24 protein-coding genes are annotated in these 24,055 nt (G+C 69.4%); 13 read left to right on the top strand and 11 right to left on the bottom strand.

The window, feature by feature from the left end; genetic code table 11:
* The first annotated feature begins 119 nt into the window (after window positions 1–119).
* Complete coding sequence (locus ACFWCK_RS10675; RefSeq protein WP_378805776.1) at window positions 120–488, top strand: FKBP-type peptidyl-prolyl cis-trans isomerase; 369 nt, start codon at window positions 120–122, stop codon at window positions 486–488.
* Between the two features lie 160 nt (window positions 489–648).
* Window positions 649–1,197, top strand: coding sequence for a YceI family protein (locus ACFWCK_RS10670; protein ID WP_233309598.1), 549 nt, complete (start codon window positions 649–651; stop codon window positions 1,195–1,197).
* A gap of 78 nt (window positions 1,198–1,275) precedes the next feature.
* Here the strand turns inward: ACFWCK_RS10670 and ACFWCK_RS10665 are convergent, their stop codons facing one another.
* Together ACFWCK_RS10665 and ACFWCK_RS10660 are read right to left on the bottom strand one after the other, a co-directional pair.
* On the bottom strand, window positions 1,276–2,169 hold the full coding sequence (locus ACFWCK_RS10665; protein WP_378805775.1) for a DNA-3-methyladenine glycosylase family protein: 894 nt from the start codon (window positions 2,167–2,169) through the stop codon (window positions 1,276–1,278).
* Window positions 2,170–2,229: 60 nt separating this feature from the next.
* A complete protein-coding gene (locus tag ACFWCK_RS10660; protein WP_378805774.1) occupies window positions 2,230–3,099 on the bottom strand; it encodes a sigma-70 family RNA polymerase sigma factor in 870 nt (289 codons plus the stop codon).
* An 85-nt stretch (window positions 3,100–3,184) separates the two neighbouring features.
* Between ACFWCK_RS10660 and ACFWCK_RS10655 the strand changes: the two genes are divergently transcribed.
* Window positions 3,185–3,679: a carboxymuconolactone decarboxylase family protein gene (locus tag ACFWCK_RS10655; RefSeq protein ID WP_233309602.1), complete on the top strand. Its 495-nt coding sequence runs from the start codon at window positions 3,185–3,187 to the stop codon at window positions 3,677–3,679.
* A gap of 36 nt (window positions 3,680–3,715) precedes the next feature.
* Here ACFWCK_RS10655 and ACFWCK_RS10650 read toward each other — a convergent pair whose 3' ends face one another.
* Entirely contained in the window at window positions 3,716–4,948 is a 1,233-nt protein-coding gene (locus ACFWCK_RS10650) for an MFS transporter (protein WP_378805978.1), read from the bottom strand.
* 216 nt (window positions 4,949–5,164) lie between these two features.
* Between ACFWCK_RS10650 and rpsO the strand changes: the two genes are divergently transcribed.
* The 4 genes from rpsO to ACFWCK_RS10630 all read left to right on the top strand — a co-directional run bounded on the left by rpsO (window position 5,165) and on the right by ACFWCK_RS10630 (window position 7,699).
* Complete coding sequence (gene rpsO, locus ACFWCK_RS10645; RefSeq protein ID WP_018187174.1) at window positions 5,165–5,434, top strand: 30S ribosomal protein S15; 270 nt, start codon at window positions 5,165–5,167, stop codon at window positions 5,432–5,434.
* A gap of 169 nt (window positions 5,435–5,603) precedes the next feature.
* Window positions 5,604–6,494, top strand: coding sequence for a hypothetical protein (locus tag ACFWCK_RS10640; RefSeq protein WP_378805773.1), 891 nt, complete (start codon window positions 5,604–5,606; stop codon window positions 6,492–6,494).
* A gap of 7 nt (window positions 6,495–6,501) precedes the next feature.
* The gene (locus ACFWCK_RS10635; protein ID WP_378805772.1) at window positions 6,502–7,392 is read left to right on the top strand and encodes a hypothetical protein; all 891 of its coding nucleotides are present in this window, start codon (window positions 6,502–6,504) and stop codon (window positions 7,390–7,392) included.
* Window positions 7,385–7,699, top strand: a complete 315-nt coding sequence (locus ACFWCK_RS10630; RefSeq protein WP_233309607.1) for a transcriptional regulator — start codon at window positions 7,385–7,387, stop codon at window positions 7,697–7,699. Before ACFWCK_RS10635 ends, ACFWCK_RS10630 begins: the two co-directional genes overlap by 8 nt.
* 154 nt (window positions 7,700–7,853) lie before the next feature.
* Here the strand turns inward: ACFWCK_RS10630 and ACFWCK_RS10625 are convergent, their stop codons facing one another.
* The 7 genes from ACFWCK_RS10625 to ACFWCK_RS10595 all read right to left on the bottom strand — a co-directional run bounded on the left by ACFWCK_RS10625 (window position 7,854) and on the right by ACFWCK_RS10595 (window position 16,187).
* Entirely contained in the window at window positions 7,854–9,089 is a 1,236-nt protein-coding gene (locus tag ACFWCK_RS10625) for an MFS transporter (RefSeq protein ID WP_378805771.1), read from the bottom strand.
* Window positions 9,073–10,284, bottom strand: coding sequence for an amidohydrolase family protein (locus ACFWCK_RS10620; RefSeq protein ID WP_233309609.1), 1,212 nt, complete (start codon window positions 10,282–10,284; stop codon window positions 9,073–9,075). Before ACFWCK_RS10620 ends, ACFWCK_RS10625 begins: the two co-directional genes overlap by 17 nt.
* Window positions 10,271–11,296: an ABC transporter ATP-binding protein gene (locus ACFWCK_RS10615; RefSeq protein ID WP_378805770.1), complete on the bottom strand. Its 1,026-nt coding sequence runs from the start codon at window positions 11,294–11,296 to the stop codon at window positions 10,271–10,273. Before ACFWCK_RS10615 ends, ACFWCK_RS10620 begins: the two co-directional genes overlap by 14 nt.
* A complete protein-coding gene (locus ACFWCK_RS10610) occupies window positions 11,293–12,309 on the bottom strand; it encodes an ABC transporter ATP-binding protein (protein WP_233309614.1) in 1,017 nt (338 codons plus the stop codon). The genes ACFWCK_RS10615 and ACFWCK_RS10610 overlap by 4 nt, the downstream gene beginning before the upstream one ends.
* Entirely contained in the window at window positions 12,309–13,310 is a 1,002-nt protein-coding gene (locus ACFWCK_RS10605; RefSeq protein WP_233309616.1) for an ABC transporter permease, read from the bottom strand. Before ACFWCK_RS10605 ends, ACFWCK_RS10610 begins: the two co-directional genes overlap by 1 nt.
* A 62-nt stretch (window positions 13,311–13,372) precedes the next feature.
* Window positions 13,373–15,097, bottom strand: coding sequence for an ABC transporter substrate-binding protein (locus ACFWCK_RS10600; RefSeq protein WP_267920537.1), 1,725 nt, complete (start codon window positions 15,095–15,097; stop codon window positions 13,373–13,375).
* An 82-nt stretch (window positions 15,098–15,179) separates the two neighbouring features.
* Complete coding sequence (locus ACFWCK_RS10595) at window positions 15,180–16,187, bottom strand: ABC transporter permease (RefSeq protein WP_233309618.1); 1,008 nt, start codon at window positions 16,185–16,187, stop codon at window positions 15,180–15,182.
* A 170-nt stretch (window positions 16,188–16,357) separates the two neighbouring features.
* On the opposite strand from ACFWCK_RS10595, the gene ACFWCK_RS10590 reads away from it, so the two are divergent.
* Both ACFWCK_RS10590 and ACFWCK_RS10585 read left to right on the top strand, forming a co-directional pair.
* Window positions 16,358–17,845, top strand: coding sequence for a chlorohydrolase family protein (locus ACFWCK_RS10590; protein WP_378805768.1), 1,488 nt, complete (start codon window positions 16,358–16,360; stop codon window positions 17,843–17,845).
* Window positions 17,829–18,494 carry a GntR family transcriptional regulator gene (locus tag ACFWCK_RS10585; RefSeq protein ID WP_378805767.1) on the top strand — a complete coding sequence of 222 codons (666 nt, stop codon included), beginning with the start codon at window positions 17,829–17,831 and terminating at the stop codon, window positions 18,492–18,494. The genes ACFWCK_RS10590 and ACFWCK_RS10585 overlap by 17 nt, the downstream gene beginning before the upstream one ends.
* A gap of 50 nt (window positions 18,495–18,544) precedes the next feature.
* Here ACFWCK_RS10585 and ACFWCK_RS10580 read toward each other — a convergent pair whose 3' ends face one another.
* A complete protein-coding gene (locus ACFWCK_RS10580) occupies window positions 18,545–19,549 on the bottom strand; it encodes an isopenicillin N synthase family oxygenase (protein WP_233309623.1) in 1,005 nt (334 codons plus the stop codon).
* A 166-nt stretch (window positions 19,550–19,715) separates the two neighbouring features.
* Here ACFWCK_RS10580 and efeU point away from each other — a divergent pair, with 166 nt between their 5' ends.
* From efeU to ACFWCK_RS10560, 4 genes are all read left to right on the top strand, one after another.
* A complete protein-coding gene (gene efeU, locus ACFWCK_RS10575) occupies window positions 19,716–20,714 on the top strand; it encodes an iron uptake transporter permease EfeU (RefSeq protein WP_233309625.1) in 999 nt (332 codons plus the stop codon).
* Complete coding sequence (gene efeO, locus ACFWCK_RS10570; protein ID WP_378805766.1) at window positions 20,711–21,943, top strand: iron uptake system protein EfeO; 1,233 nt, start codon at window positions 20,711–20,713, stop codon at window positions 21,941–21,943. The genes efeU and efeO overlap by 4 nt, the downstream gene beginning before the upstream one ends.
* Window positions 21,944–22,020: 77 nt before the next feature.
* Complete coding sequence (gene efeB, locus ACFWCK_RS10565) at window positions 22,021–23,307, top strand: iron uptake transporter deferrochelatase/peroxidase subunit (protein WP_378805977.1); 1,287 nt, start codon at window positions 22,021–22,023, stop codon at window positions 23,305–23,307.
* Window positions 23,308–23,497: 190 nt separating this feature from the next.
* Complete coding sequence (locus tag ACFWCK_RS10560; RefSeq protein WP_378805765.1) at window positions 23,498–24,025, top strand: DUF4822 domain-containing protein; 528 nt, start codon at window positions 23,498–23,500, stop codon at window positions 24,023–24,025.
* Window positions 24,026–24,055 lie beyond the last annotated feature (30 nt).

The raw sequence follows: 24,055 nt of genomic DNA, 5'->3' as shown, positions 1-24,055 counted from the left end.
GGCGCGGGGATGTCAAGGTTCGGGCGTCGCCGATCCTCGTCGAGGCACGCCGAGCACTGTTCGCCGTCGGCGCAGTGCCTCGCGTTGACCGGACCGAAACCGTCGGGTTGTATGGACGTATGACTGAGCGCACCAAGCCCGAGTTCGACGCCCCCACCGGACCCGCTCCCACGGAGCTCGTGATCCGCGACATCATCGAGGGAACCGGCGACGAGGCGAAGCCCGGCGACACCGTGACCGTGCACTACGCCGGTGTCGAGCACGACACCGGCGAGGAGTTCGATTCCTCCTGGGGTCGCGGCGAGACCATCCAGTTCCCGCTGCGCGGCCTGATCCAGGGCTGGCAGGAGGGCATCCCGGGGATGAAGGTCGGTGGACGTCGCGAGCTGATCATCCCGCCGCAGCTCGCCTACGGACCTGCCGGATCCGGTCACTTCCTCGGTGGGAAGACCCTCATCTTCATCATCGACCTCATCGCCGTCGGCTGACGAGAACGATCGCGAAGGCCCCGTCTCGGACGGGGCCTTCGTCGTGTCGGGAAGACCTCGGAAAAAGTTGGGCAGACCGGGAATGCATTCAGGTGAATGTAAGTTGTACCGTGATGTCGCCGCAGGAGCGGTGGCCCAGAACTTCGTACGAGGAGCAGCAATGAGCATCGACATCCCCGGCTACCGCAGCGGCACCTGGACCCTCGACCCCGCCCACAGCGAGGTCACCTTCAGCGTCCGCCACATGATGATCTCGAAGGTGCGCGGCACGTTCGGTGTCAAGAGCGCGACCCTGGTCGCCCCGGAGAACCCGCTCGAGGCGCGAGTCGAGGCGAGCGTCGACGTGACCTCGCTCGACACCGGCGACGCCGGCCGTAACGGCCACCTGATGTCGGCCGACTTCTTCGATGCCGAGAAGTACCCGACCATGGACTTCGTCTCCACCGGCGCGCGCGCCGAGGGCGGCGACCTGTTCGTCGACGGCGACCTGACCATCCACGGCGTCACCAAGCCGGTCACCTTCGAGCTCGACTTCGGCGGCTTCGGATCCGACCCGTACGGGAACTACAAGGCCGGCGCGTCCGCGAAGGCCGTCATCAACCGCGAGGACTTCGGCCTCACCTGGAACGCGGCGCTCGAGACCGGCGGTGTGCTCGTCGGCAAGGACGTCACGATCACGCTCGACCTGCAGGGCGCGCTGCAGGCGTAATCCAGATCCATCCGAAGGGCGGGTGCCGCATCGTGCGGCGCCCGCCCTTCGCGTGTCGAGGTGTCACACCGGCGCTGTTCACGCCGCAGGCCCATCGATGAGCCGGCTCCCGACCGCTCGCAGCGACACCGCCGCCCAAGTGCGGAACGGTCGCCAGGCTTCGGCGATCCGTCCCAGCTCGGCGTCGCCCGGCATGTGATCGAGGTCGTACAGCGTCTGGACCGCGGCGCGGGTGTGATCCTCCTGCGTGGACAGCACGTCGGCGAGCCCGCACGCGCGGATCACGATGAGCGCGCTGTAGAAAGGGCCGATACCGGGCAGACGTTGCACGTCGAGCATCGCCTCCTCGGGCGTCATGCCGGCCAGCCGGTGCACGTCGAGCTGTCCGTCCAGCGCCGCGCGGGCGATCGCGTGCAGACGGGGGATCCGGTCCGCGGGCAGTCCGGGGAACTCCTCGACTCCCAGCAGCTGCTCGGGCAGCGGCAGAGCGGCTTCGGGCCGTCCCGAGAGCGCGAAGACCGTGCCGTGCTGCTCGGAAAGACGCCGGCGCAGTGCGATGCCCTGCCGTCGTGCACGGCGGGCTGAGAGGACCGCCCACACCGCGGCCTCGTACGGGCTGTAGAAGTTCGACGGTCGGAAGCCCGGTGCCGCGGCGTGTACGCGCGCGAGCACCGGATCCGCAGCGCACACGGCCGCCCACGCGTCGCCGTCGTGGTCGGCCGAGACGACGCGGGCCACCTGCGCGGCGATCGCGTCGAGGTCGCCGTCGCCGTGCGCCGTCAGAGCGAGCACGCCGTCCTGCTGGCGCACCTCGACGCCGACCTGGGCATCGAGCGCATCGGTGCAGAACGCGAGCCGCATGACGCCGTCGAAGGCGGATTCGTCGCGATGGCCGAATCCCATGAGTGCGACCTCGCGGAGGTCGTACGGCCCGATCAGGGGCAGCGTGGTCGTGCGGATCGTGGTGCTCATCCCGCCAGTGTGCACCGGGCCGGGGACATCGGCGCCCTACGATCCGACGTGCTTCCGGCGTCAGCGCGGCAGCGTCAGCTCAGCCAAGCGCGCGGGGCCGGCGAACGCGTCGATCGCCGCGATCCTGTCCCCGTCGACGTCGAACGCCATCACCGACACCGCGCGCCGGCCGACCATGACCACGACACCGGGGAGGCCGTCGACCAGCACCGGGAGGAGCACGGCGTCCGGGATGGCGAACATGAGCGCCTGGCCTGCGACGGCCGCACTGCCGCGCACGAGCGCCGTGGCGGAGAGCCCCTGCTCGACCCGCAGTTCGACCTCGGGGGAGAGCAGCGACACCAGGCGGTCGAAGTCGCCCGCGCGGGCGGCCGCGAAGAACGCCTCGACGACGGGACGTCGTTCCCGGGCGGGGCGGATGCCGGCCATGTCGGCCGAGCGCACCCGGCGGCGCGCGCGGCTGGCCAGCTGCCGCACCGCATCGGGGGAGCGCTCGAGCAACTCCGCGATCTGCTCGAAGGGCACGTCGAAGGAGTCGTGCAGCACGAACGCGACGCGCTCGGCGGGGGAGAGCCGTTCGTGCACGACCGTGAGTGCGGCGCCGACGGCCTCGGCCTGCTGTGCCTCGTTCGCAGGATCCGGTGCCCGCTCATCCGTCTCGATGACCGGACTCGTCGCTTCGTCGTCGAGCGGGATCTCGCCCCGCGACGCGCGAGAACGCAGCACGTTCAGGCAGGCGCGGGATGCGATCGTGGTCAACCAGCCGCCGAGGTTCTGCACGTCGTCCGCACCGGCTGCGGAAGCCCGCAGCCACACGTCCTGCACGATGTCGTCGGCCTCTGCGGTGGATCCGAGCATGCGCTGCGCGAGCCGGCGCAGCCGCGGCCGGTGCTCCTCGAAGCGCCGGGCGAGGGAAGTCTCGTCCGTCATGTCACATCTCCTCCGGCCCGCGTGTCATCAGAGTGACCGTCCGGATCGGGACGGCGTCTGACAAGAAGAACGGGAAGAGTCTGACATGACCATCGACCAGACCATCGACACCACGGCTGCCGTCGCGATCAAGGCGCGGATGCCGCATCCGGCGTTCCTGCTCGAGGGAGGCTTCGACGCTCTCACCGGACTCAGCAGGGTGGCGGGCTCGAGTGACCTGCCGGAGGAGCTGCTGCATCTCGTGCATCTGCGGGCCAGCCAGATCAACGGATGCAGCTGGTGCACGATCGAGCACTCCAAGGAGATGCGCGCCGACGGCGCCGGCGACGAGCGGGTCTTCGGCGTCGCCGCCTGGCGCGAGGCGCCGCTGTTCACCGAGCGGGAGCGCGCGGCGCTCGCGCTCACCGAGGCCCTCACCCGGATCGCGGACACGGCGGATCCGGTGCCCGACGCGCTGTGGGCCGAGGTGTCGGCCCAGTTCGACAAGCGGCAGCTGTCCGCGCTGATCCTGGCGATCAGCGCGATCAACGTGTGGAACCGCATCAACGTGGCGATCCGGCAGCCCGCCGGACAGCGCTGACGAGGCGGAGGATCCGCAGCCGTCGCCGACGGGCGCTCAGGGCTGCGGATCCTCGGCGTCGTAGGCCCGGAAGCGCGGGCTCAGCCGTACGAACAGCGCCACGAGGCCGATCACGAGCAGCCCGCCCAGCAGCGGTGGGAACCACAGTGCGGTGAGCGAGGCCAGTGCACCGGCGTAAAGCGCGCCGAGCCGCGGCCCGCCCGCGACGACGATGATGAACACGCCCTGCAGGCGACCGCGCATGGCATCGGGCACGGCGGCCTGCATCATGGTGTTGCGGTAGATCGAGCTGACGTTGTCAGCTGCGCCCGAGAACGCCAGCGCGACGCAGCCGAGCGCGATCAGCAGCACGTTCGGCGAGCCCGCGGTCGCAGGCGAGCTCGGGAGCAGGGCGCCCGCGAGCAGCACCACGCCGAACAGCGCGATCATCGAGCCATAGGCCTGCACGGCCCTGGCGATGCCGCGACCGTGCCACCGGTAGTGCACGATGCGGCCGGAGAACAGGCTCGAGAGGAACGTCCCGACCGCGACGGCCGCGGTGAGCAGGCCCGTGGTGACCGCGCCACCGCCCAGGATCACGGTGCCGAGCGCGGGGAAGAGCGCCAGCGGCTGGCCGAAAGTCATGGCGCAGATGTCGAGGATGTACTGCATCCGGATGTTGCCGGCGCGCCGAAGGAAGCTCCAGCCGTCGACGAGCGAGGCGAGTCCTGGGCGCACGATCTCGCCCTCCGGCTTCAGCGCAGGCAGGGTCCACAACCCGAGGAACATGGACAGCATCAGGATGACGTCGATCGTGTAGGTCCAGCCGTAACCGGTGAGTGCGACGAGGACGCCGGCGAGGGCGGGACCCGCCATCACGGTCATGCCGAATGCCACGCCGTTCAGCGCCGAGGCCGGCGCGAGCAGTTCGCGGGGGAGCAGCCGGGGCACGATCGCGGTGCGCGTGGCCATGCCGACAGAGTTCGCCGCGGCGATGATCATGCTCAGCGCGTAGAGCCACCAGATCGTCTCCCGGTGCGTCCAGGTGAGCGTCGCCAGCAGGGCGGTCGCGGCGAACGTGATCACGGCGGCGATGAGTGCGACCCGTCGGCGGTCGAAGGCGTCCGCGAGCATGCCGCCGTAGAGACCCGCGAGGATCATCGGCACGAGGCCGGCGACGGCGATCATGGAGACGGCGAAGGTGCTCTGCGTGAGCTCGAACACGTGCAGCATGACGGTCACGACCGTGAGTTGTCCGCCGATGCCGCTGAGGGTGGACCCGATCCACATCCGGGCGAACGCCGGACTCCGCCGGAACGGGCTCAGGTCGATCAGGTGACTCACCCATCGAGCGTACTGGCGGAGCGACGGGTCGGGATCCGGCGCGGCGCGCGGGGCCGCCCGGTGCTGATAGACTTGTGCGGTTGCCGTTCGATCGGCCGCGGATAAAGAGAGCCCACGCATCAGGCGTCGGGCACCGCGCAGCAAAGAGGAAGGGGATCACCTATGGCACTGGAAGCAGACGTCAAGAAGGCGATCATCGAAGAGTACGCGACGCACCCCGGTGACACCGGATCCCCCGAGGTGCAGGTTGCCATGCTGACGCAGCGCATCAAGGACCTCACCGAGCACCTCAAGGAGCACAAGCACGACCACCACTCGCGTCGTGGCCTGTTCCTGCTCGTCGGTCAGCGCCGTCGTCTGCTCGGCTACCTCCAGGACGTCGACATCAACCGCTACCGGTCGTTGATCGAGCGTCTCGGACTCCGCCGCTAAGCAGCAGCGCAGCCAGCGTACAATCGCGCGAAACATTCTTGCGAGGCCCGTCCCACGGTGTGGGGGCGGGCCTCGACCTTTGTCCCCCTTGTCCGGAGGCCTGCTTTCCTGTAGGAAAGTGAGATGAGCTTTCCTGGTGGAAAGCGAACGAACGGATCGAGGGGGAACCGTGGAGCAGGAGTCGATACCCGGGCAGGACCCGCTCGAGCCCCCGGATCCTCGCGTCGCGCAGGCCTATCTGGATGTGCTGCCCGGCCTGCAGTCCCGGCGTGAGATCGTGATCGACCGCCGTCGGCTGGCCCGACTCGCCATCATCGAGGGCGTCGCACTGGCCGCATACTTCCTGGTGTTCCTCACTGCATGGATGCTGCAGCGTCGAGCAGGGACATCTACCAAGACGCCCGTGAGCGCGATCGCGGTGTACCTCACCTGGGTGTCGCTGGTACCGGGGCTCCGCGAGCGCTATGGCGCGCGTCTGGCGCTGACGGCAGGACTGCGGACGGTGCAGGTGCTCCTGATCGTCGGCGCGCTGGTCGCGTTCCTGGGCATCATGATCGTCGACCTCGCGGTCGCCCCGCTGTCCCCGTTCTGGGCCGGTCTGCCGGCGCTGTTCGCGGCGGCGTCGGGACTCTGGGCATGGCGGATCCTGTCGCACGCGGCGCGGGATCAGCATAGGAGACCGGTGCCGCCGCATGCGGAGTTCACCAGGGCCGGGCGCATCACGACCGTCATCTGCGGGATCGTCCTCACCGCCTGCATCGTCGCGACAGGTCTGGGTGCGCAGCCGCGTTTCGGGACGACGATCTCGGCCTTCACCTGTGTCGCGGCGACGGTGGTCGTGCTGATCGGTCAGTTCTCCGGCCGCGCCACCGCCGTCGGCGAGATGTGGCACGCGCCGCAATGGACGATGTTCGCCATCGGGGCCGGGGCCGCCGCAACAGTCGTGATGCTGTTGGCGATCGCTCCCGGCGCAGCATTCCCCGTGAGCATCATGCTGGGCGCACTGATCCTCATGGTGAGCATCGTCGTGAGCGTGCGGCCGGAACCGACGGATGAGTGAGGGCGACATGAGCGAGAACGGACGCGGCAACGACGTCGGCCTGACCGGTTCCCCCCAAGATGCCCGCGCGGCGCTCGATGCTCTATCCGGGATCTCCTCGCGACGCGACGAGCTGCTGGATCGGCGTCGGCTGGGCGGGATCCTGCTCGTCGATGCGATCATTCCCACGGCGGCGTTCACATCATGGATTCTGGCGCAGGCGCTCCGGGATGACTCGGTGAGCATGCATTCCATCCCGGCTCTCGCAACACTGGTCGTCGTGCTCTTATGGGATCAGCTCGCCCGAGGGCTGCACGAACGGTATCGCGCACGGGCAGCGCTTCGCGGTGCCCGGCGTGCGGTGCAGAACGCGCTCTCGGCCGTCGGGGCCGGGATTCTTGTCGTCGCTGTCTTCCTCACGTTCTTACGAGGGGAAGCACCGGTCGTGCTCGCCGTGATCGGATCCATCCTCCTGATCAGCAGCGGTGTCTGGGCTGCCGGCGTGATGATGCGAGAGGCGAAGGGCGCGCCGCGGATGCCACCGGCGGAGCACGCGGTGATGAACGTCGCAGGGCGGTTCGCCACGTTCTTCTTCGGTCTCGGGTTGGGGTCGATCGCGATGGTCGGGCCGTTGGCTGCCGCGCCCGGCGGAACTTCCGCGTTCGTCGTCATCCTCGCCGTGATCGCATTGGTCATCGCCGGCGCCGGGCGTTTCCTCAACGCGGTCCCGGAGCTCGGCGCGATGTGGCGCCCGCCGCAGTGGGTTGCGTTCGCGCTGTCGACCGCGATCGTGCTCATCGCGCCAGTGCTCGGCGCGGTCCGCCCCGCAGAAGCGGTTCTGTTCGGCATGGTCGCCGGGGGAGCGGTTCTCCTCGTGTTCGGCGCTGCCGCGCTCTGGCCGGTGGGCTCCGATGCCTGAACCGCATCCGCGTACGCGGCTCGACGACACCTTCGCGGGAGCGATCCGCTTCTCGATGATGGCGGCGTTGCGCGATGGCGTGGAGATGGACTTCGCGACGCTCGCGCACGTGCTGCAGGCGAACGATTCCGCAGTGAGCAAGGCGATCGCGGCGCTGTCGGCCGTCGGCTATGTGGTCGTCCGCAAGGGTCAGGTCGGCGCGCGCCCACGCACCTGGGTGCGGGCGACCGCCCCGGGCTCGCGGGCGTTCGAGGCGCACGTGCAGGCGCTGCGCGACATCGTCGGCGGGGGCGGATCGGCGATCTGAATCCGCGTGCCCGTGCCGAGTGAACGGGATCCCGTCGAGCGCACCGCGTGGTCGCGCCGACATCCCGTCCGCTCGACAGGATCCCGTGCCGTCGGCGGATCCGCGGGCGCAGGCTGAGGCGGATCGGCGCGCGCAGGCGGAGGCGCGAGCGGGCTCAGCGCCGGATCAGCGACACGGGGCGGCGGCGGATGACCAGCGTCACGGACACGGCCAGCAGGGCTGCGCACAGCGCCATGAGGAGCAGGCTGACGGTCCAGGTTCCGGTCGCGTCGTGCAGGATGCCGAGCACCAGGCTGCCGCTGCCCGCCACGGCGTAGCCGACCCCCTGCGCGATCGCGGAGAGGATGCCGGCGGAGGCCTCATCGGCGGACAGGCTCACGAGCAGGCCCATGGCGAGCCCGAATCCGGCGTTCTGCGCGATGCCGAGTACCGTCACGACCGCCGGGTCGTGGCCGCCGTCCAGGCCGAACCACACGAAACCCACTGCCATGACGACGCCGAGGCCGGGACCGAACCAGGTGAGGATCCGCCGCCGACGGGCGATCACCGGTGCGACGAGCGTCGGGACCAGTCCGATCAGGCTGAACCAGCCCAGCAGCCCGCCCGCGGCGCCCCGGGTCTCGCCGTGCGCCGACAGCATGAGCGGAAGCCAGGTGGTCACTGCGAAGTACAGCAGCGCCTGCAGCGAGAACACGGCCGTCATCAGGGCGACGGTCGTCCTCGCGTCAGCCGGGATCGACACCGGCTCGCCGATCGGCGCGGTGGCTGCCGATCCGCGGCCCACGGCGAGCATCGCCAGCGCGGCGAGCACCGCGAGGGCGGCCCAGGCGGCGAGCGCCGGACGCAGCCCGAACGCCTCGTCCAAGGGCACGGCCAGGCCGGCGCCGAGTGCGGCGCCGATGCCGAAGGACATGCTGCTGAGGCCTACCCAGAGCCCGCTCGCACCGAGCGCCTTGAGGTAGGGCGGCAGCAGGGTCGCGGCCACCATGATCGCCGCCCCCGCGAGGAACGTGCCGGGCAGCAGCACCCAGCCGCTGAGGACGCGCAGCACGAGACCGGCGGCGAGCACCGACATCGCAGCGAGGATGGCACGGGTCGTGCCGATCCGCCGGGCCAGCAGCGGCCCGAGCATCGCGGTGAGCCCGAAGGCGATGACGGGCAGCGTCGCGAGCAGGCTGCGCTCCACGCCCCCCAACCCGAACTCGCTCGTCGCCTGATCCAGCAGGGCGGAGACCGACGTGATCGCCGGGCGCAGATTGACGCCGACCAGGAGCGCGGTACCGAGCGCGAGGGCTCGGGCGGCGCTCCCGGTCGGTGCGAGCCGAGCGCGGCCCCCCGCGCGTCCGGCCTGGACGGCGTCGCCGTCCGCCCGATCAGCTCGCGAGGACACGAAGCCCATCGGCGACGACGCGCCCGTCATGGATGACGGTGCGATCGGTGCCGCGGTCCATCACCGCGCTGGTCGGGGTCTGCCCGTCGACGAGCACCAGGTCGGCGCGGTCGCCGACCGCGGTTCCGGGCCGATCCTGGACGCCGGCGAGGCGCGGCACCTCGTGCGACATGATGCTGGCACCGCCCATGGTCGCGATGGCGAGACACATCTCGATGTGCTCGTCTCGACGGAAGTTGTTCGTGAACGCCAGCTGCCAGGTGCGATCGAGCAGATCGCAGTTGCCGTATGGGCTCCAGTAGTCGCGCTGACCGTCCTCGCCGAGGCCGAACCGCACGCCCGAGGAGACCAGGTCGACGAGCGACAGCTGGTTGCGGGCCGCGGGGGCGACACTCGCCATGGCGATGTCGAGTTCGGCGAACTCGTCGATCAGCCGGCGGCTGGTCGCCTCGTTCACGCCGCCCAGCTCGTAGGCATGCGACATCGTGACCTTGCCCTGCATGCCGAGCGCGCGCACGCGCTCCAGCACGAGTTCGGTGCTGAACACGCCGAGATGACCCGGCTCATGCAGATGGATGTCGACCTCGACCTGGTACTTCTCTGCGAGGCCGAAGACGACGTCGAGGTGGCGGACCGGGTCGCGGTCCAGCTGCGAGGGGTCGATGCCGCCCATGACATCGGCGCCCTGCTTGAGCGACTCCTCGAGGTAGTCGACTGTTCCCTCCTCCAGGAGGATCCCGGCCTGCGGGAACGTCATCACCTGCACGTCGGCCTGATCGGCGAACTTCTCCTTGGCGGCCATCACCGAGTCGAACTTCTCCAGCTTGCAGTCCACGTCGACCTGCGCATAGGTGCGCACGCGCGTGGTGCCGCGGGCGATCATGCGCTCCAGCGTGCCGGCGACGATCTCGGCGTGCGGTACGTCGGTGTTGCGCCAGTTGCGGCGGTCGTTCATCATCATGGCCCACACTCCGGGCGCGCCGGTGTGCTCGCGGAACGGAAGGCCGATGCGGGAGGAGTCCAGGTGCACGTGCACATCGCTGAACGAAGGCAGCAGCAGCCGCCCACGGCCGTCCACGTCCCCGGCGCCGAGCGGGCCGGTCTCGTCGTGCGGGCGCACGGCCGCGATGCGGCCGTCCTCGATGACGACGTCGGATGCGGAACCGCCCCAGGGGCGGACGTCACGAATCAGCAAGGATCTTCCTCTCTTCGGGGGTGCTCGCCGCGAATGCGGCGGCTTCGGCCGGGTGGTGGCAGGCGACCGCGCCGGACGGCACCCGCTCCATGCACATCTTCTTCTTCCCATCGTCCAACAAGGCGAAGACGGGGCAGCGCGTGCGGAACACGCAACCGCTGGGCGGGTTCGACGGATGCGGCAGATCGCCGGTGAGGCGGATCCGACCGCTGCGATCGGCGTGCGGATCGGGGGAGGGGACCGACGACAGCAGCGACTGCGTGTACGGGTGCCGTGGGGCGTCGAAGACCGCGTCCCTGGTCCCGACCTCCATGACCTTGCCCAGGTACATCACGGCCACATCGTGGGCGAAGTGCTTGACGACGGACAGGTCGTGCGCGATGAACACGTAGGAGATGCCGGTGTCCGCCTGGATGTCCTGCAGCAGGTTGATCACCTGCGCCTGCACGGACACGTCGAGCGCGGAGACCGGTTCATCGCAGATCACAACGTCGGGTTCCAATGCCAGCGCCCGGGCGATGCCGACGCGCTGCTTCTGGCCGCCGGAGAACTCGTGCGGGAAGCGGTTGTAGTGCTCGGGGCGCAGCCCCACGCGGTCCATGAGGGACTGCACGCGGGTCTTCATGCCCTCCTTCGGGCTGATGCGCTGGGCGCGCAGCGGTGCGGCGATCGCGGCGCCCACGGTCTGACGCGGGTTGAGCGACGACGCGGGGTTCTGGAACACCATCTGCACGCGACGGCGGAAGTCCTGCAGCTCGGATCCCGCAAGTCCCGCGACGTCGGCGCCGTCCAGACGGATGCTGCCGGAGGTCGGCGTCAGCAGGCGCATCAGCAGCCGACCGGTCGTCGACTTCCCGCAACCGGACTCGCCGACCAGGCCCAGGGTCTTGCCGCGCTCGAGCGTGAACGACACGCCATCGACGGCCTTGACGATGCTCTTCGGCTTGAACATGCCCTGCGAGACGGGGAAGTGCTTGGCGAGGCCCTCGACCTGCAGCAGTGGGGCGGTCATCGTGCGGCCTCCAACGTGATCGGCTCGGACGTGCCGAGGCTCTCGGACAGGTGGCAGCGCGATCGGTGCGATCCCGCGCCGTGCAGCGCCGGCCGCTCGGTGCGGCACCGGTTGCCCGGGACCAGGTGCGCCACCGGGCAGCGGTCGGCGAACAGGCAGCCCTGCGGCAGGTCCAGCAGGGACGGCGGGAAGCCGGGAATCGGGGTCAGGCGTCCCGCCTCATCCGCCATCGACGGCATCGATGCCAGCAGGCCCTTGGTGTACGGGTGGGCGGTGCGCAGGAAGGCGTCCTCCATGTCGGCCTGCTCGACGCACTGCCCGCCGTACATGACGATCACGCGCTGGCAGACCTCGGCGACGACACCGAGGTCGTGTGTCACGTAGACGACGGCGGATCCGGTCTCCTGCTGCAGCGAGGAGATCAGATCGAGGATCTGCGCCTGCACCGTGACGTCGAGCGCGGTCGTCGGCTCATCGGCGATGAGCAGCTCCGGCTCGCAGATCAGGGCCATCGCGATCATCGCGCGCTGGCGCATGCCGCCGGAGAACTCGTGCGGGTAGGAGTCGTAGCGCGACACCGGGTCCGGGATGCCGACGCGCGCGAGCATGTCGATCGCCTGCGCCCTGGCGGCTTTCGCGCTCACCCTGTTGTGCACCCGGTACGCCTCGGCGATCTGCGTGCCGACCGTGTAGAAGGGGTGCATCGCGGAGAGCGGATCCTGGAAGATCATGCCGATCTTGCGACCACGGTACGGACGCATCTCGTTCTCGGTGAGCGGCACGAGATCCGTGCCTTCGAACAGGATCTGTCCGGTGACGCGTGCGCTCGTCTCCTTGAGCAGCCCCATCAGGGTCTGACTAGTGACGGTCTTGCCGGATCCCGACTCGCCGACGATGCCGATGGTGTCGCCGCGCTCGAGCGTGAGGTCCATGCCGTTCACCGCATGCACGACGCCGTCGTCGGTGGGGAAGTCGACCCGCAGGTCGCGGATGTCCAGGAACGGGGTGGCCATCAGCTGACCCTCACTCTCGGGTCGATGCCGGCGTAGGCGAGGTCGACGACGACGTTGGCGGTGATGATGAAGAACGCGGCCAGCATGGTGATGGCCATGGTGACGGGCAGGTCCCCGGCGACCGCGGCGTGCACGGCCGTGAAGCCGAGGCCCGGGACGGAGAAGATCTGCTCGGTGAGCACGGCGCCGCCGAGCAGCGCGCCGATGTCGAGCCCCAGCATGGTCACGATCGGCGTGATGCCGGCGCGCACGCCGTGCCGGAACACGATCTCGCGCCGGCCCAGGCCCTTGGCCCGTGCAGTGCGCATGAAGTCCTCGCCGAACGTCTCGATCATGTTGTTGCGCGTGATGCGGATGTACTGGGCGCTGAACAGCACGGCGATGGCGACCCAGGGCAGGAGGTAGTTGAGGAACCAGGCGGCCGGGCCGGCAGGCCCGAACGGACTGCTGATCTGATTGCTCGTGAACGGCAGCCAGTGCAGGGTGCTCACGAAGACGAGCAGGAGCAGCAGGCCGGTCACGGGGATCGGCAGCGAGACGCCGACCGAGGCGGCGCCGACGATGAGCTTGTCCGTCGCCCTGCCCTTGCGGATGGCGGCGAGCAGGCCGAGGCCGACGCCGACGATCGTCCACAGCACGACAGCGCCGACTGCGATCGACAGCGTGTAGGGGAGGGCGCGGGCGAGAACGTCGGTGACGTTCTCATTGGTCTGGAAGGACTTGCCCAGGCACGGCCACGCGCAGAGCTGCTCCGCACCCGGCGCGCCGATCATGCGCGGTCCGAAGAATCCGGAGAGATACGCGAAGTACTGGATGAAGAAGGGCTTGTCCATGCCCAGCGCGACGCGCGCCTGCTCGATGCGCTCCGGGGTGCACTCCTGGCCGCATGCCGCGGCGGCGGGATCGGACGGGCCGATCTGGAAGAGCGCGAACGTGACGAAGCTCACGACGAGGAGGAGGATGACGAGGCCCGCCACTCGGCGGACGAGGAATCCGATCATTGCTGTCCCGTGCGGGACCGGCCGCGAAGGGCCGGCCCCCTCCTTTCAGGAGTGCGGAGGCGTCAGTTCTTGACGCCGACGGTGGACAGGTCGATGCTTCCGAAGAAGTAGCCGACCTGGGCGTTCTGGATCTTGGATCCGACGACGCTCGAGGTGTACGTGCGGAAGAGCGGCACGATCGGGTACGTCTCCATGGCCTTGTTGTAGAGCTCGGTCCACTTCGTGTTGAGCTCCTCGGACGAGCCGTTGGTGTCGCGCAGCTTGTACATCTCGCCCGAGATGGTGGGGTCGAAGTAGCGCGAGATGTTGCTGAATCCGTAGGTCGTGCCGTCGAGGCTCGGGCCGAGGTTCGGATCCACCGTGGTGCGCGTGGAGCCGGAGGCGGCGCCGCCGCACCAGCCGGCACGGGCGATGTCGGGCATCTGGTCGCCGGCGAGCGTCGTGTAGTAGTTCGGCGCGGGGATCGCGACCATCTGCAGGTCGATGCCGAGCTCCTTGAAGTTCTGCTGCAGCACCGTGCCGAGGTTCTTGTACCGCTCGGTGGCGTTCGAGTAGCCGTAGGTGAGCGTCTTGGGAACCGTCTTGCCCTGCAGCAGCTTCTTCGCCTCGTCCAGCTTCGGCTTGCCGGCCGGGTCGAGGTCGAGGTTCGGCTTGATCCAGCCGACCTGGGCATCGTTCAGGTACGAGTTGGTGAGCTTGCCGAAGCGCGGCCCGCCGTACTGCACCTGGATCGACGCGCGGTCCATGGCGAGCGCCAGCGCGTGGCGCACGTCCGGGTCCGTGATCGTGGTGGTGTTGAAGTTCAGCACGTCGGTGCAGCCGAGCAGGCCTCCCGCCGTGCGCGGCTTGATGGTCTGGTCGCCGAGTCGGGCGGCGTCGGAGGCCTGGAGGGCGCCGTTCGAGTCGAGCGTGATCGCCGTCGGGTCGGAGTCGCTCAGCAGCTGCTGGCTGATCGTCGCCTGGGCGGTCGACAGCGAGAAGGAGAACGTGTCGGGCAGCGCGGTGCGGTTCTCATCCGTCTTCGGGTCCCAGTGGGGGTTGCGCACGAGCTTGAGCTCGCGACCGCGGTCGTAGCTCGAGATCATGTACGGGCCGGAGGAGATCGGGTGGTTGGTGTAGTCGAGCTTGGTGTCCTTCGCCTGCGGGACCGGGGCGCTGTTGGAGCGCGAGGCGAGCGCGGGGAAGTCGGGGTAGGGCTGCTTCAGGTGGAAGATGATCGTCTTCGCGTCCGGGGTCTCGATCGCGGCGAGCTCGCCGCCCGAGTACGGACCCTTGTAGGTGTCGGCGTCGAGCACGGCGTTGAGCTCCTGCGGAGCCTGCGTGTAGACGTCACGGGCGAAGGTGCGCTCGATGCCGTACTTGATGTCGGCGGAGGTGATCGGGGACCCGTCTTCGTAGGTGAGGCCGTCCTTGAGCGTGTACGTCCAGGTGAGGCCGTCGGCGGAGGTCTTGCCGAGGTCGGTGGCGAGATCGGGGACGATCTTCGGTGGCTGGCCGGCGGTCTCCTTCGCCATGGTCAGGGTGCGGTAGTAGAGCTGGCCGACGTTGGCGGTCTGCACGTAGTTGCTGTTGCCGGGGTCGAGCGTCTGGAAGTCACTGGACATCAGCACGTTGACGTTGCCGCCCTTGGTGCTGAAGCCCTCGTTGACGACATGCGGGGCGTAGGGGTTGTTTGCGGCGGTGCTTCCGGTGGCGGTGCCGCCGGAAGCGGATCCGGCGGAACAGCCCGCCACGGCGAGCGCGACGGCCAGGACGGAGGCGGCGAACAGGGGACGGCTGTGTCTCATGGTTCTTCTCTTCTTGGGGTGGATGGACAGGGGAGTACGGGGATGCGGGCGGCCCGGACGGGACGCCGCCCGCAGGGAGGGCTCAGCTGCGCGAGGCCTTGGGATCGAGGGCGTCGCGGACCGCGTCGCCGAGCAGGTTGAAGGCGAGCACGGTGATGACGAGCGCGGTGCCGGGCACGATCAGGAACCAGGGATCGACGAGGTACCAGTTGCCGGACTGCGCGGCGTTGAGCATCTGCCCCCAGGACGGCGTCGGATCCTTGACGCCGACGCCGAGGAAGGAGAGCGCCGCCTCGGCCGAGATGTTGGTCGGGATCATCATCGTCGCGTAGACGAGGACGACGCCGGACACGTTCGGGATCACCTGCGTGAACAGGATGGTGCGCTTGGAAGCGCCGTAGGAGCGCGCGGCCTCGATGTACTCCTGCTCACGGATGCTGAGCACCTGCCCGCGCACGACGCGGGCGAGATACGCCCAGCCGAAGAAGCCGAGGATGATGACCAGCGAGGCGATGGGCACGAAGCTGCCCTGGCCGAGCGCGGTGCCGCGCAGCCGGGACTGCAGGATCGGGGTGAGCGAGAGCACCAGCAGCAGGTGCGGGAATGCGAGGAACAGGTCGATCAGGCGGCTGATGACCATGTCCACCTTGCCGCCGAAGAAGCCCGCGGCCGCACCCATGATGGTGCCGAGGACGACGGAGACCAGCGTGGCCAGCAGTGCGATCGTGAGGGAGACCTGCGCGCCGTAGGCGAGGCGGGCGAAGAGGTCGCGGCCGAGGCCGGGCTCCACGCCGAGCCAGTGCTCGGCCGACGGATACATGAACTGCGGCAGCGGCAGACCCGGAGTGTTGAAGTTGTCCAGCGTCTCGGGCCCGGTGTGCGTCGTGAACGGATCCTGCCCCTCGAGCGCCGTGAGCAGCGGGGCCAGGAGCGCGAACAGCACGATCGCGATGACCACGCCGAACGATGCCAGCGCGATGCGACTGCGGCGGATCCGCAGCCATGCGGTGCCCAGCAGCGAGCGGCCGGTCGCGATCTTCGGGGTGGTGAGGGCCTCGGTGGTAGGGACCGTCGTCAGCGTTTCCGTCACGATCTTCCTTGATGGTCTGGAAAGGGGGTCCTCGGAATTGTATACCAGCATCGAAGGATTTGTATACCAACGGTCGATCACGGCCGAAAGTCTGGCGTGCGGGTTGCCGCTCTGAATCGAGATCGATAGATTTTGGATACCAATCACCCCAGTTCGAGGAATGGAACCCCGTGCGCACCCTGATCACCGCCGATCACGTCCTGGCCTTCGACGGCACCTCGCACACCGAGCTCCGCGATGGCGCGGTGCTCGTGGAGGACGACCGCATCGCTTTCGTGGGGCCGCGCGCCGAAGCGCCTCAGGATGCCGACCGCTCGGTGGAGCTCGGCGAGAGCCTGCTGATGCCGGGGTTGATCGACCTCGACGCCCTCACCGACATCGACCACCTCATCCTCGACTCCTGGTCGGCGCCGGAGCATGCTCGTCGCCTGCAGTGGTCGGCGGACTGGTCCGCACGGCGGCAGCACGTGTTCAGCACGGAGCAGCGCCGCCGGATCAGGGAGATCGCGCTCGTGCAGCTCGCCCTCCACGGCATCACGAGTTACATGCCCATCGCGTCCGAGGTGCACTCCGCCTGGGCGGAGACCGCGGACGACTTCTACGCCATGGCGGAGTTCTCCCGCGCCCTCGGACTGCGCGGGTTCCTCGGCCCCTCGTATCGCTCCGGGGTCAACGTCGTGCAGGACGGACGACGCGCGCTCCTCTTCGACGAGCCGGAGGGCGCGGCTGGTCTCGCGGACGCGATCCGGTTCCATGACACGCTGCGTTCCTGGGCGGATCCGCTTCTCACTCCGGTCTTCCTGCCGTGCCGGATCGAGACGCTGACCCCCGCGCTGCTGGCGGCGACCGCGGATGCGGCCAGGGAGCGGGGCGCCCTGGTGCGCCTGCACGCCCTGCAGGGCGACTTCGAGCGTGACTGGATCCTCGAGCAGTACGGATGCACGCCGCTCGAGCTGATCCGTCGCCAGGGTCTGCTCGACGACCGTCTGATCATCCCGCACGGCGTCTTCCTCGACGTCAATCCCCGGGTGTGGGGCGAGGACCGAGGAGACCTCGCGACCCTGGTCGACGCCGGGGTCTCGATCGTGCACTGCCCGCTCACGAACGCGCGGTACGGATCCGAGCTGGAGACGTTCGGCCGCTACCGGGACGCCGGGGTGAACATCTCGCTCGGCACGGACTCGTTCCCGCCCGATCTGATCCGCGGCATCGATACCGGCGTCTCCGTCGCGAAGGTGCAGAACCACTCGCTCGCCGCCGGAGATCTCGCGGGCTACGTGGAGGCGGCGACGCTCGGCGGTGCCCGCGCTCTGCACCGGCCCGACCTCGGTCGCATCGCCGAAGGCTCCGCGGCCGACCTCACCGCGTTCCGGCTCTCCGACGTGCGGTTCGGCCCGATCGAGGACCCGCTGCGCAATCTGGTGCTCGCCGGGAGCGCACGCGACGCGTGCCTTACGATGGTCGCGGGCAGGGTCGTCATGCGAGACGGTGCGATCGACGGGGTCGACCTCGATGCCGTCCGCGCGGACTCGCAGGTCCTGTTCGACATCATGCGCGCCGGTTACGACGAGCGCGACCATCTGGGTGGCGGCGGGCTGTTCCCGCCGGTGTTCCCGCTTGCGGGGGAGGAGATGACGGTCGATGGAGCCCGCTCCTGAGTCGGACGGCACCGCGCTCGCGCTCGCGGACCGGGTCTACCGCGATCTGCTCCGCGAGATCATCGACGGCGGGGTCGAGCCCGGCGCCTGGCTGAAGGAGCGCGAGCTCTCCGAGCGCTTCGAGGTGTCCCGCATTCCGGTGCGCCAGGCGCTGCAGCGGTTGGAGGCCGAGGGCTTCGTGATGACGTCGAGGCATCGCGGCGCCAGCGTGACGCCGCTGACCCGCGCCGACATCCACGACCTGTTCGACACCCGGCTCTGCTTCGAGCCGTTCGCCGCACAGCGCGCAGCGGAGCGCGTGCACGACGGCGTCGAGAGCGTCGACCGGCTCCGAGCGCTGCACGAGGATGCATCCGTCGTCGACGCGGAGGCGGCGCGCGCCGCGAGTCTCGACTTCCATTCCGAGATCGTCCGGCTCAGCGGCAGCCGGCTGCTGCTGCGCAGCCTGGGTCCGCTCGTCGGCCGGATGGAGTGGGTGTTCCGGCTCACCCGCGAGACGCGGGACAGCGAGCAGACGGATGAGCACGTGGAACTCGTCGAGTCGATCGCGCATGGTCGCGGACCCCTCGCGGCGGCACAGATGTACGCGCACATCGAGATGAGCCGGGAGCCCGTCCTCGCGCAGCTGGACGGCGTGCTCGAGAACTGAGGCACACGCGCCTGGTGGCCCGGCGCCGACGCCTCTGCCTTCGTCCGCGGTCAGGCGGGGGCGGCCACGAGATCCGCGTGGTGGATCGCCGCCACGTCCGGATGCGCACGCAGGCGCGACTTCAGCGCGTTCTCGCCGTACAGCGCATGGATCGGGTTGGAAGGATCCTTGGTGACGCCGCGCGCCTGCGCGGCCAGCTCCGCCGGCAGGTCGATCAGCGGCAGGCGCGCATCGAGCGCCGGGTTGAAGAAGAACGGGATCGAGATCCGCTCGTCCGGCGCCTGCGGGGACACGACCCGGTGGTTGGTCGCCTTGAGATAGCCGTCCGTCGCGTACTCGAGCAACTCGCCGATGTTGACCACGAAGGCGCCGTCGACCGGGGGAGCGTCGACCCAGGCGCCGTCGCGCTCGACCTGGAGGCCGCCTTTGCCCGGCTCGACCCAGAGCAGCGTCAGCACGCCCGAGTCCTTGTGGGCTCCGACGCCCTGCTGAGGCTCGGGCTCGTGGGTGCCGGGGTAGCGGACGATCTTGATCAGCGTGGACGGGTCGCCGAAGTTCTGCTCGAAGTAGGTCTCCTCGGCGCCGAGCGCCAGCGCCCAGGCACGCAGGAGCTTGCGGGCTACTCCGGAGAGATGCTCGTGCCACTCCGCGACGACGTCGCGCAGCTCGGGCTGGGCGTCGGGCCACAGGTTCGGGCCGATGAGGCGGTTGTAACCCGGGCCGCCGTCGACAGCCTCGCGCTCCGGACCGATGTCGATCTGCTCGCGCCAGTCCACGGCGCCCTGGGTGCGTTCTCCGCCGATCCGCGTGTAGCCGCGGAAGTGCGGGCTCTTCACGTTCTCGATCGCGAGCTTGTCCTCCTCCGGCAGCGCGAAGAAGTCCTTCGCCGCCTGGTGCAGTCGCTTCTCGAGCTCGGGCGTCACGCCCGTCCCGGTCAAGTAGAAGAAGCCCACGTCGTGGGTCGCTGCGCGCAGGTCGTCTCGGAACGCGGCGGCGGTCTCGGCGCCCGCATCGAGCCGGGACAGGTCAAGGATCGGGAGATTCAGATCGGCCATGAGGCGAGGCTAGAACCGGCGCGGAGGTGATCGGCCGTTTGTTGCCGAGGATTACCGGGACCGGATCCGTCCCGGAGCTCACCGTTTCGGGAGGGTCGAGGCCGGATGCTAGAGTCATCGAGGTAAGGGATGCCTTACCTCACAACTTCTCCCGGAAAAGCTCCTCGTGCTCGCCACCTTCCTCATCGGCCTCCGTGAAGGCCTCGAAGCCGCGCTCGTCGTCGGCATCCTCGTCGCCTACCTGAAGCGGCTCGATCGCAAGGACGTGCTGCCGCGGCTGTGGACCGGTGTCGGCGCCGCCGTCCTGCTGGCCCTCGTGATCGGCGCGGTGCTGACCTTCGGCGCGTACGCGCTCACTTTCCAGGGGCAGGAGATCATCGGCGGCACGCTCTCGCTCGTGACCGTCGGGATGGTCACCTGGATGATCTTCTGGATGCGCAAGGCCGGACGCTCCATGAAGGCCACTCTGCAGGGCGGTGTGGACCGTGCGCTCGAAGCGGGCACCATGTGGGCGCTCGTGCTGGTCGGCTTCGTCTCCGTGGCCCGCGAGGGAGTGGAGACCACTCTGCTGCTGTGGTCCATGGTCCAGTCCTTCGGCGATGCGCCGTCGGCGATCCTCGGCGCTGCGCTCGGGCTGGTCGTGGCCGTGTTCGCCGGTTGGCTGCTCGCGCGTGGCGCCGTGAGGCTCGACCTGTCCCGCTTCTTCACGTGGACCGGCGGCTTCCTCGTCATCATCGCCGCGGGCGTGCTCGCCTACGCGCTCAGCGATCTGCAGGAGGCCGGGGTCGTGCCGGGCCCGTTCACCGCTGCCGCCCCGCTCGATGCCTCCGGCGCCGTGCTCGTGGGCTGGGCCGGCCTGCCGTTCGGGTGGGCTTTCGACGTCTCCGCCGCGATCCGCCCCGACAGTGCGCTCGCCGTGCTGCTGCAGGCCACCGTCGGCTTCATGCCGCGGATGAGCTGGTTCCAGGTGATCGCGTGGCTGCTGTACATCACGATCGTCGGCACGATGTTCGTGCGCGGACTGCGCCGCAGCGCGCCGCGAACGATGCCTTCTTCTACTTCCGTTCACGCAACCGCGTCCTCCGCGACGCCCGTCGCGACCGAGTCGGCGGCCTCCCGCGCCGCATCCACGACCGTCTCGCCCTCTCCTGAAGGAGCCTCATGACCATCGCCCGCCGACCGATCGCCGTCCTCGGCGCCGTCGCCGCCCTCGGCCTCGCCCTGACGGGGTGCGTCGCCAAGTCCGACGTCGCCGCCGGCGGGCGCCTGACCGTCTCGTCCACGGCCGATGCGTGCAGCGTCTCCGCCGCGACGGCGACCAGCGGCACGCTCGCCTTCGACGTGAGCAACAAGGGCGACGAGGTGACCGAGTTCTATCTGCTCGCCGAGGACGGCGTGCGGATCGTGGGCGAGGTCGAGAACGTGGCGCCCGGCGCCTCGCGCACCCTCACCGTCGTCGCCCAGCCGGGCACCTACTTCACCGTGTGCAAGCCGGGGATGATCGGAGCCGGAGTCGGCAAGACCGCTTTCGCCGTGAGCGGCGAGAAGGTCGCCGAGGTCGGGGGTGACGCCGCGCAGAAGAAGAAGGCCGTCGATCTCTACGCCGCCTTCGTGAAGGATCAGGTAGGACAGCTGCTTCCCGCGGCCAAGACTTTCGCGGACGCCTACCGCAACGGCGACGACGCGACCGCCAAGGCGCAGTTCTCCGTCGTGCGCTCCTACTACGAGCGCATCGAGCCGGTCGCCGACAAGCTCGGCACGCTGGATCCGCGTCTCGACTTCCGTGAGCTCGACGCCAAGGCCGAGGGCCTCGACTGGACCGGTTTCCACCGCATCGAGAAGGATCTCTGGGTGCCGGCGGCCGGCGCGATGAACTCCGACGGCACCACCGCCGCGAACCTGGATTGGGCTCCGTCCACCCCCGAGCAGCGCGGCGCCTTCGCCGACAAGCTCCTCGCCGACCTGCAGGAGCTGTACGATCACGTGCACTCCGACACCTTCGTGAAGGATCTGGATGCCCAGGGCATCGCCGGTATCTCGAACGGAGCGATCTCGCTGTTGGACGAGGTCGCCAACGGCAAGATCACGGGCGAGGAGGACTGGTGGTCCGGCACGGACCTCTCCGATTTCGCCGCGAACGTCGAGGGCTCGAAGATGGCGTTCTCGCTGGTGCGCGACTTCGCGGACGGCAAGGGTGATGAGGGCAAGAAGCTGGTGGCGCAGATCGACCGCGGCTTCTCCGCCCTCGAGGCCGAGCTCGCGGTGCACGGATCGCTGAAGGACGGCTTCGCGCCGTACTCCACGGTGACCGAGACCCAGAAGCGCGACCTCACCGACCTGCTGAACGCGCTCGCCGAGCCGCTCTCCAAGCTCACCAGCACGATTCTCGGCTGATGTCGGATCCTGTCCTGCCCGCCGGCCCTGAGCCGGAAGAGGCTGCCGTCGCCGCGCCGGGCACCGAGTCCGCGGGGATGGAGGTCGCGGCCGTTGCGGCTCCCGAAGAGCCGGACGGGAGGGCCTCGCGCACCGGCATCAGCCGACGCGGCCTGATCGGCTGGGCGCTCGGCAGCGGCGTCGCCGGCATCGCCGTCGGCGCAGGAGGTGCCGCTGCGGCTGCGGCGGCGGGCGTGCGGATCGGATCCGCGCCCGTCGACGAGTACGCCTTCGAGGGCGCACACCAGGCGGGGATCACCACGCGCGTGCAGGAGCACCTGCACTTCGCGAGCTTCGACATGATGCCGCGCGCGAGCCGGGACGACCTCGTCTCGCTGCTGCAGGACTGGAGCTATGCCGCGTCCCGCTTGGCCAAGGGCCTCGACGTCAGCGCCTCCGGCGCGGTCGGCGGCTCGCCCGAGGCGCCGCCGGACGACACGGGCGAGGCCCAAGGGCTCACCGCTGCGGGGCTCACGATCACGTTCGGGCTCGGTCCCTCACTCTTCCTCGCCGAAGGCGACAGGTTCGGGATCGCCGATCGGCGCCCGTCCGCGCTCGCCGAGCTGCCGGCCTTCGTCGGGGATGCGCTCGATGCGGGCTACACGGGCGGCGACCTGTGCATCCAGGCCTGCGCGGACGATCCGCAGGTCGCCGTGCACGCGGTGCGCAACCTCAGCCGGATCGCATTCGGCCGCGCCAGGCTGCGCTGGTCGCAACTCGGCTTCGGGCGCACATCGCGCACCGCCGCGGACCAGCAGACCCCGCGCAACCTGTTCGGATACAAGGACGGCACCGCGAACATCCTCGCCGACGATGCCGAGGCCCTCGCCGAGCACGTGTGGGTGGGGGAGAAGGACGAGCCGGCCTGGATGGCCGGTGGCTCCTATCTCGTGGCCCGCAAGATCGCGATGCTCGTCGAGACCTGGGACCGGTTGCGCCTGGCCGAGCAGGACCGCACCATCGGGCGGGCGAAAGGCAGCGGAGCCCCGCTGTCGGGTGGGGACGAATTCGCCGAGCCGTCGTTCCACGGCGGCCGCATCGACGACAGCGCGCATGTGCGCCTTGCGCATCCGAGCATCAACGACGGCATCCGGATCCTGCGCCGCGGCTACAACTACGTCGACGGGAACAACGAGCTGGGTCGTCTCGATGCCGGGCTGTTCTTCCTGTCCTACCAGCGCTCTCCGGCGCAGTTCATCACGCTGCAGAAGCGGTTGTCGACCGATCTCATGAGCGAGTACATCAGGCACATCGGGTCCGGGATCTGGGCGATCCCGTCCGGCGCGGAGAAGAACTCCTACGTCGGCGCCGGGCTGTTCGCCTGAGCTCCGGTCCGGTTCTCCCGGTGCTCCTGCGCTGATCCGCGCATCATCCGATCGGCTGGTCTGCTCCGTCTCTTCGGGCGATGTGCCCTGTCCCGGCCGCGACGAGCATGGGATGTATCGCACGGACCAGGAGGGCGGAGACCCGCCTCGAGCGCTCCCGCGCTCCGGTCCCGAGGAGAAGGACACAGCCATGAGCACCATCACGAAGACCCGCACCGTCACGATCGCCGCCGGCACCCTGATCGCCCTCGGCCTGCTCGCCGGATGCAGCGCGACCGGGGCGGTCGACGCGGTTCCCGGCGCGAGCAGCGCCGCGTCGCAGGAGGCCGAGACGATGACGCCCGCCGAGGTGCTGGCCTCGACCGCGTGGGAGACCACGGGCGCGAAGGACGCCGCCGGCAAGGACGTCCCGCTGACCGATGACGACGTCAAGAACTTCGTGGGCTGGGCCTACTTCAAGGAGGGCGGCACGTTCACCATGTACACCCTCGACGACGCCCCGAAGATGCAGGGCGACTGGACCGTCACCCCGGACGGTGCGACTCGCCACATCGTCGCCAAGGATGCCGCCGGCGCCACGCTGTTCGAGCGCGACTCCGACATCGTCGCGCTCGACGATGAGGAGTTCACGTACCGCGTCTTCCCAGACGCGGCGGACAAGAGCGTCTACTTCGACATCATCCACACGCCGACCGACCACGCGGAGCCGGCCGTCTGAGTTCGCGTCCTCGTCGGAGCGCCCGTCCCC

The organism is Microbacterium sp. NPDC060117, assembly GCF_042729315.1.
Classification (GTDB): domain Bacteria; phylum Actinomycetota; class Actinomycetes; order Actinomycetales; family Microbacteriaceae; genus Microbacterium.
Note: the sequence above shows the minus strand (reverse complement) of the source record. Positions and strands in the feature narration are given on the sequence as shown.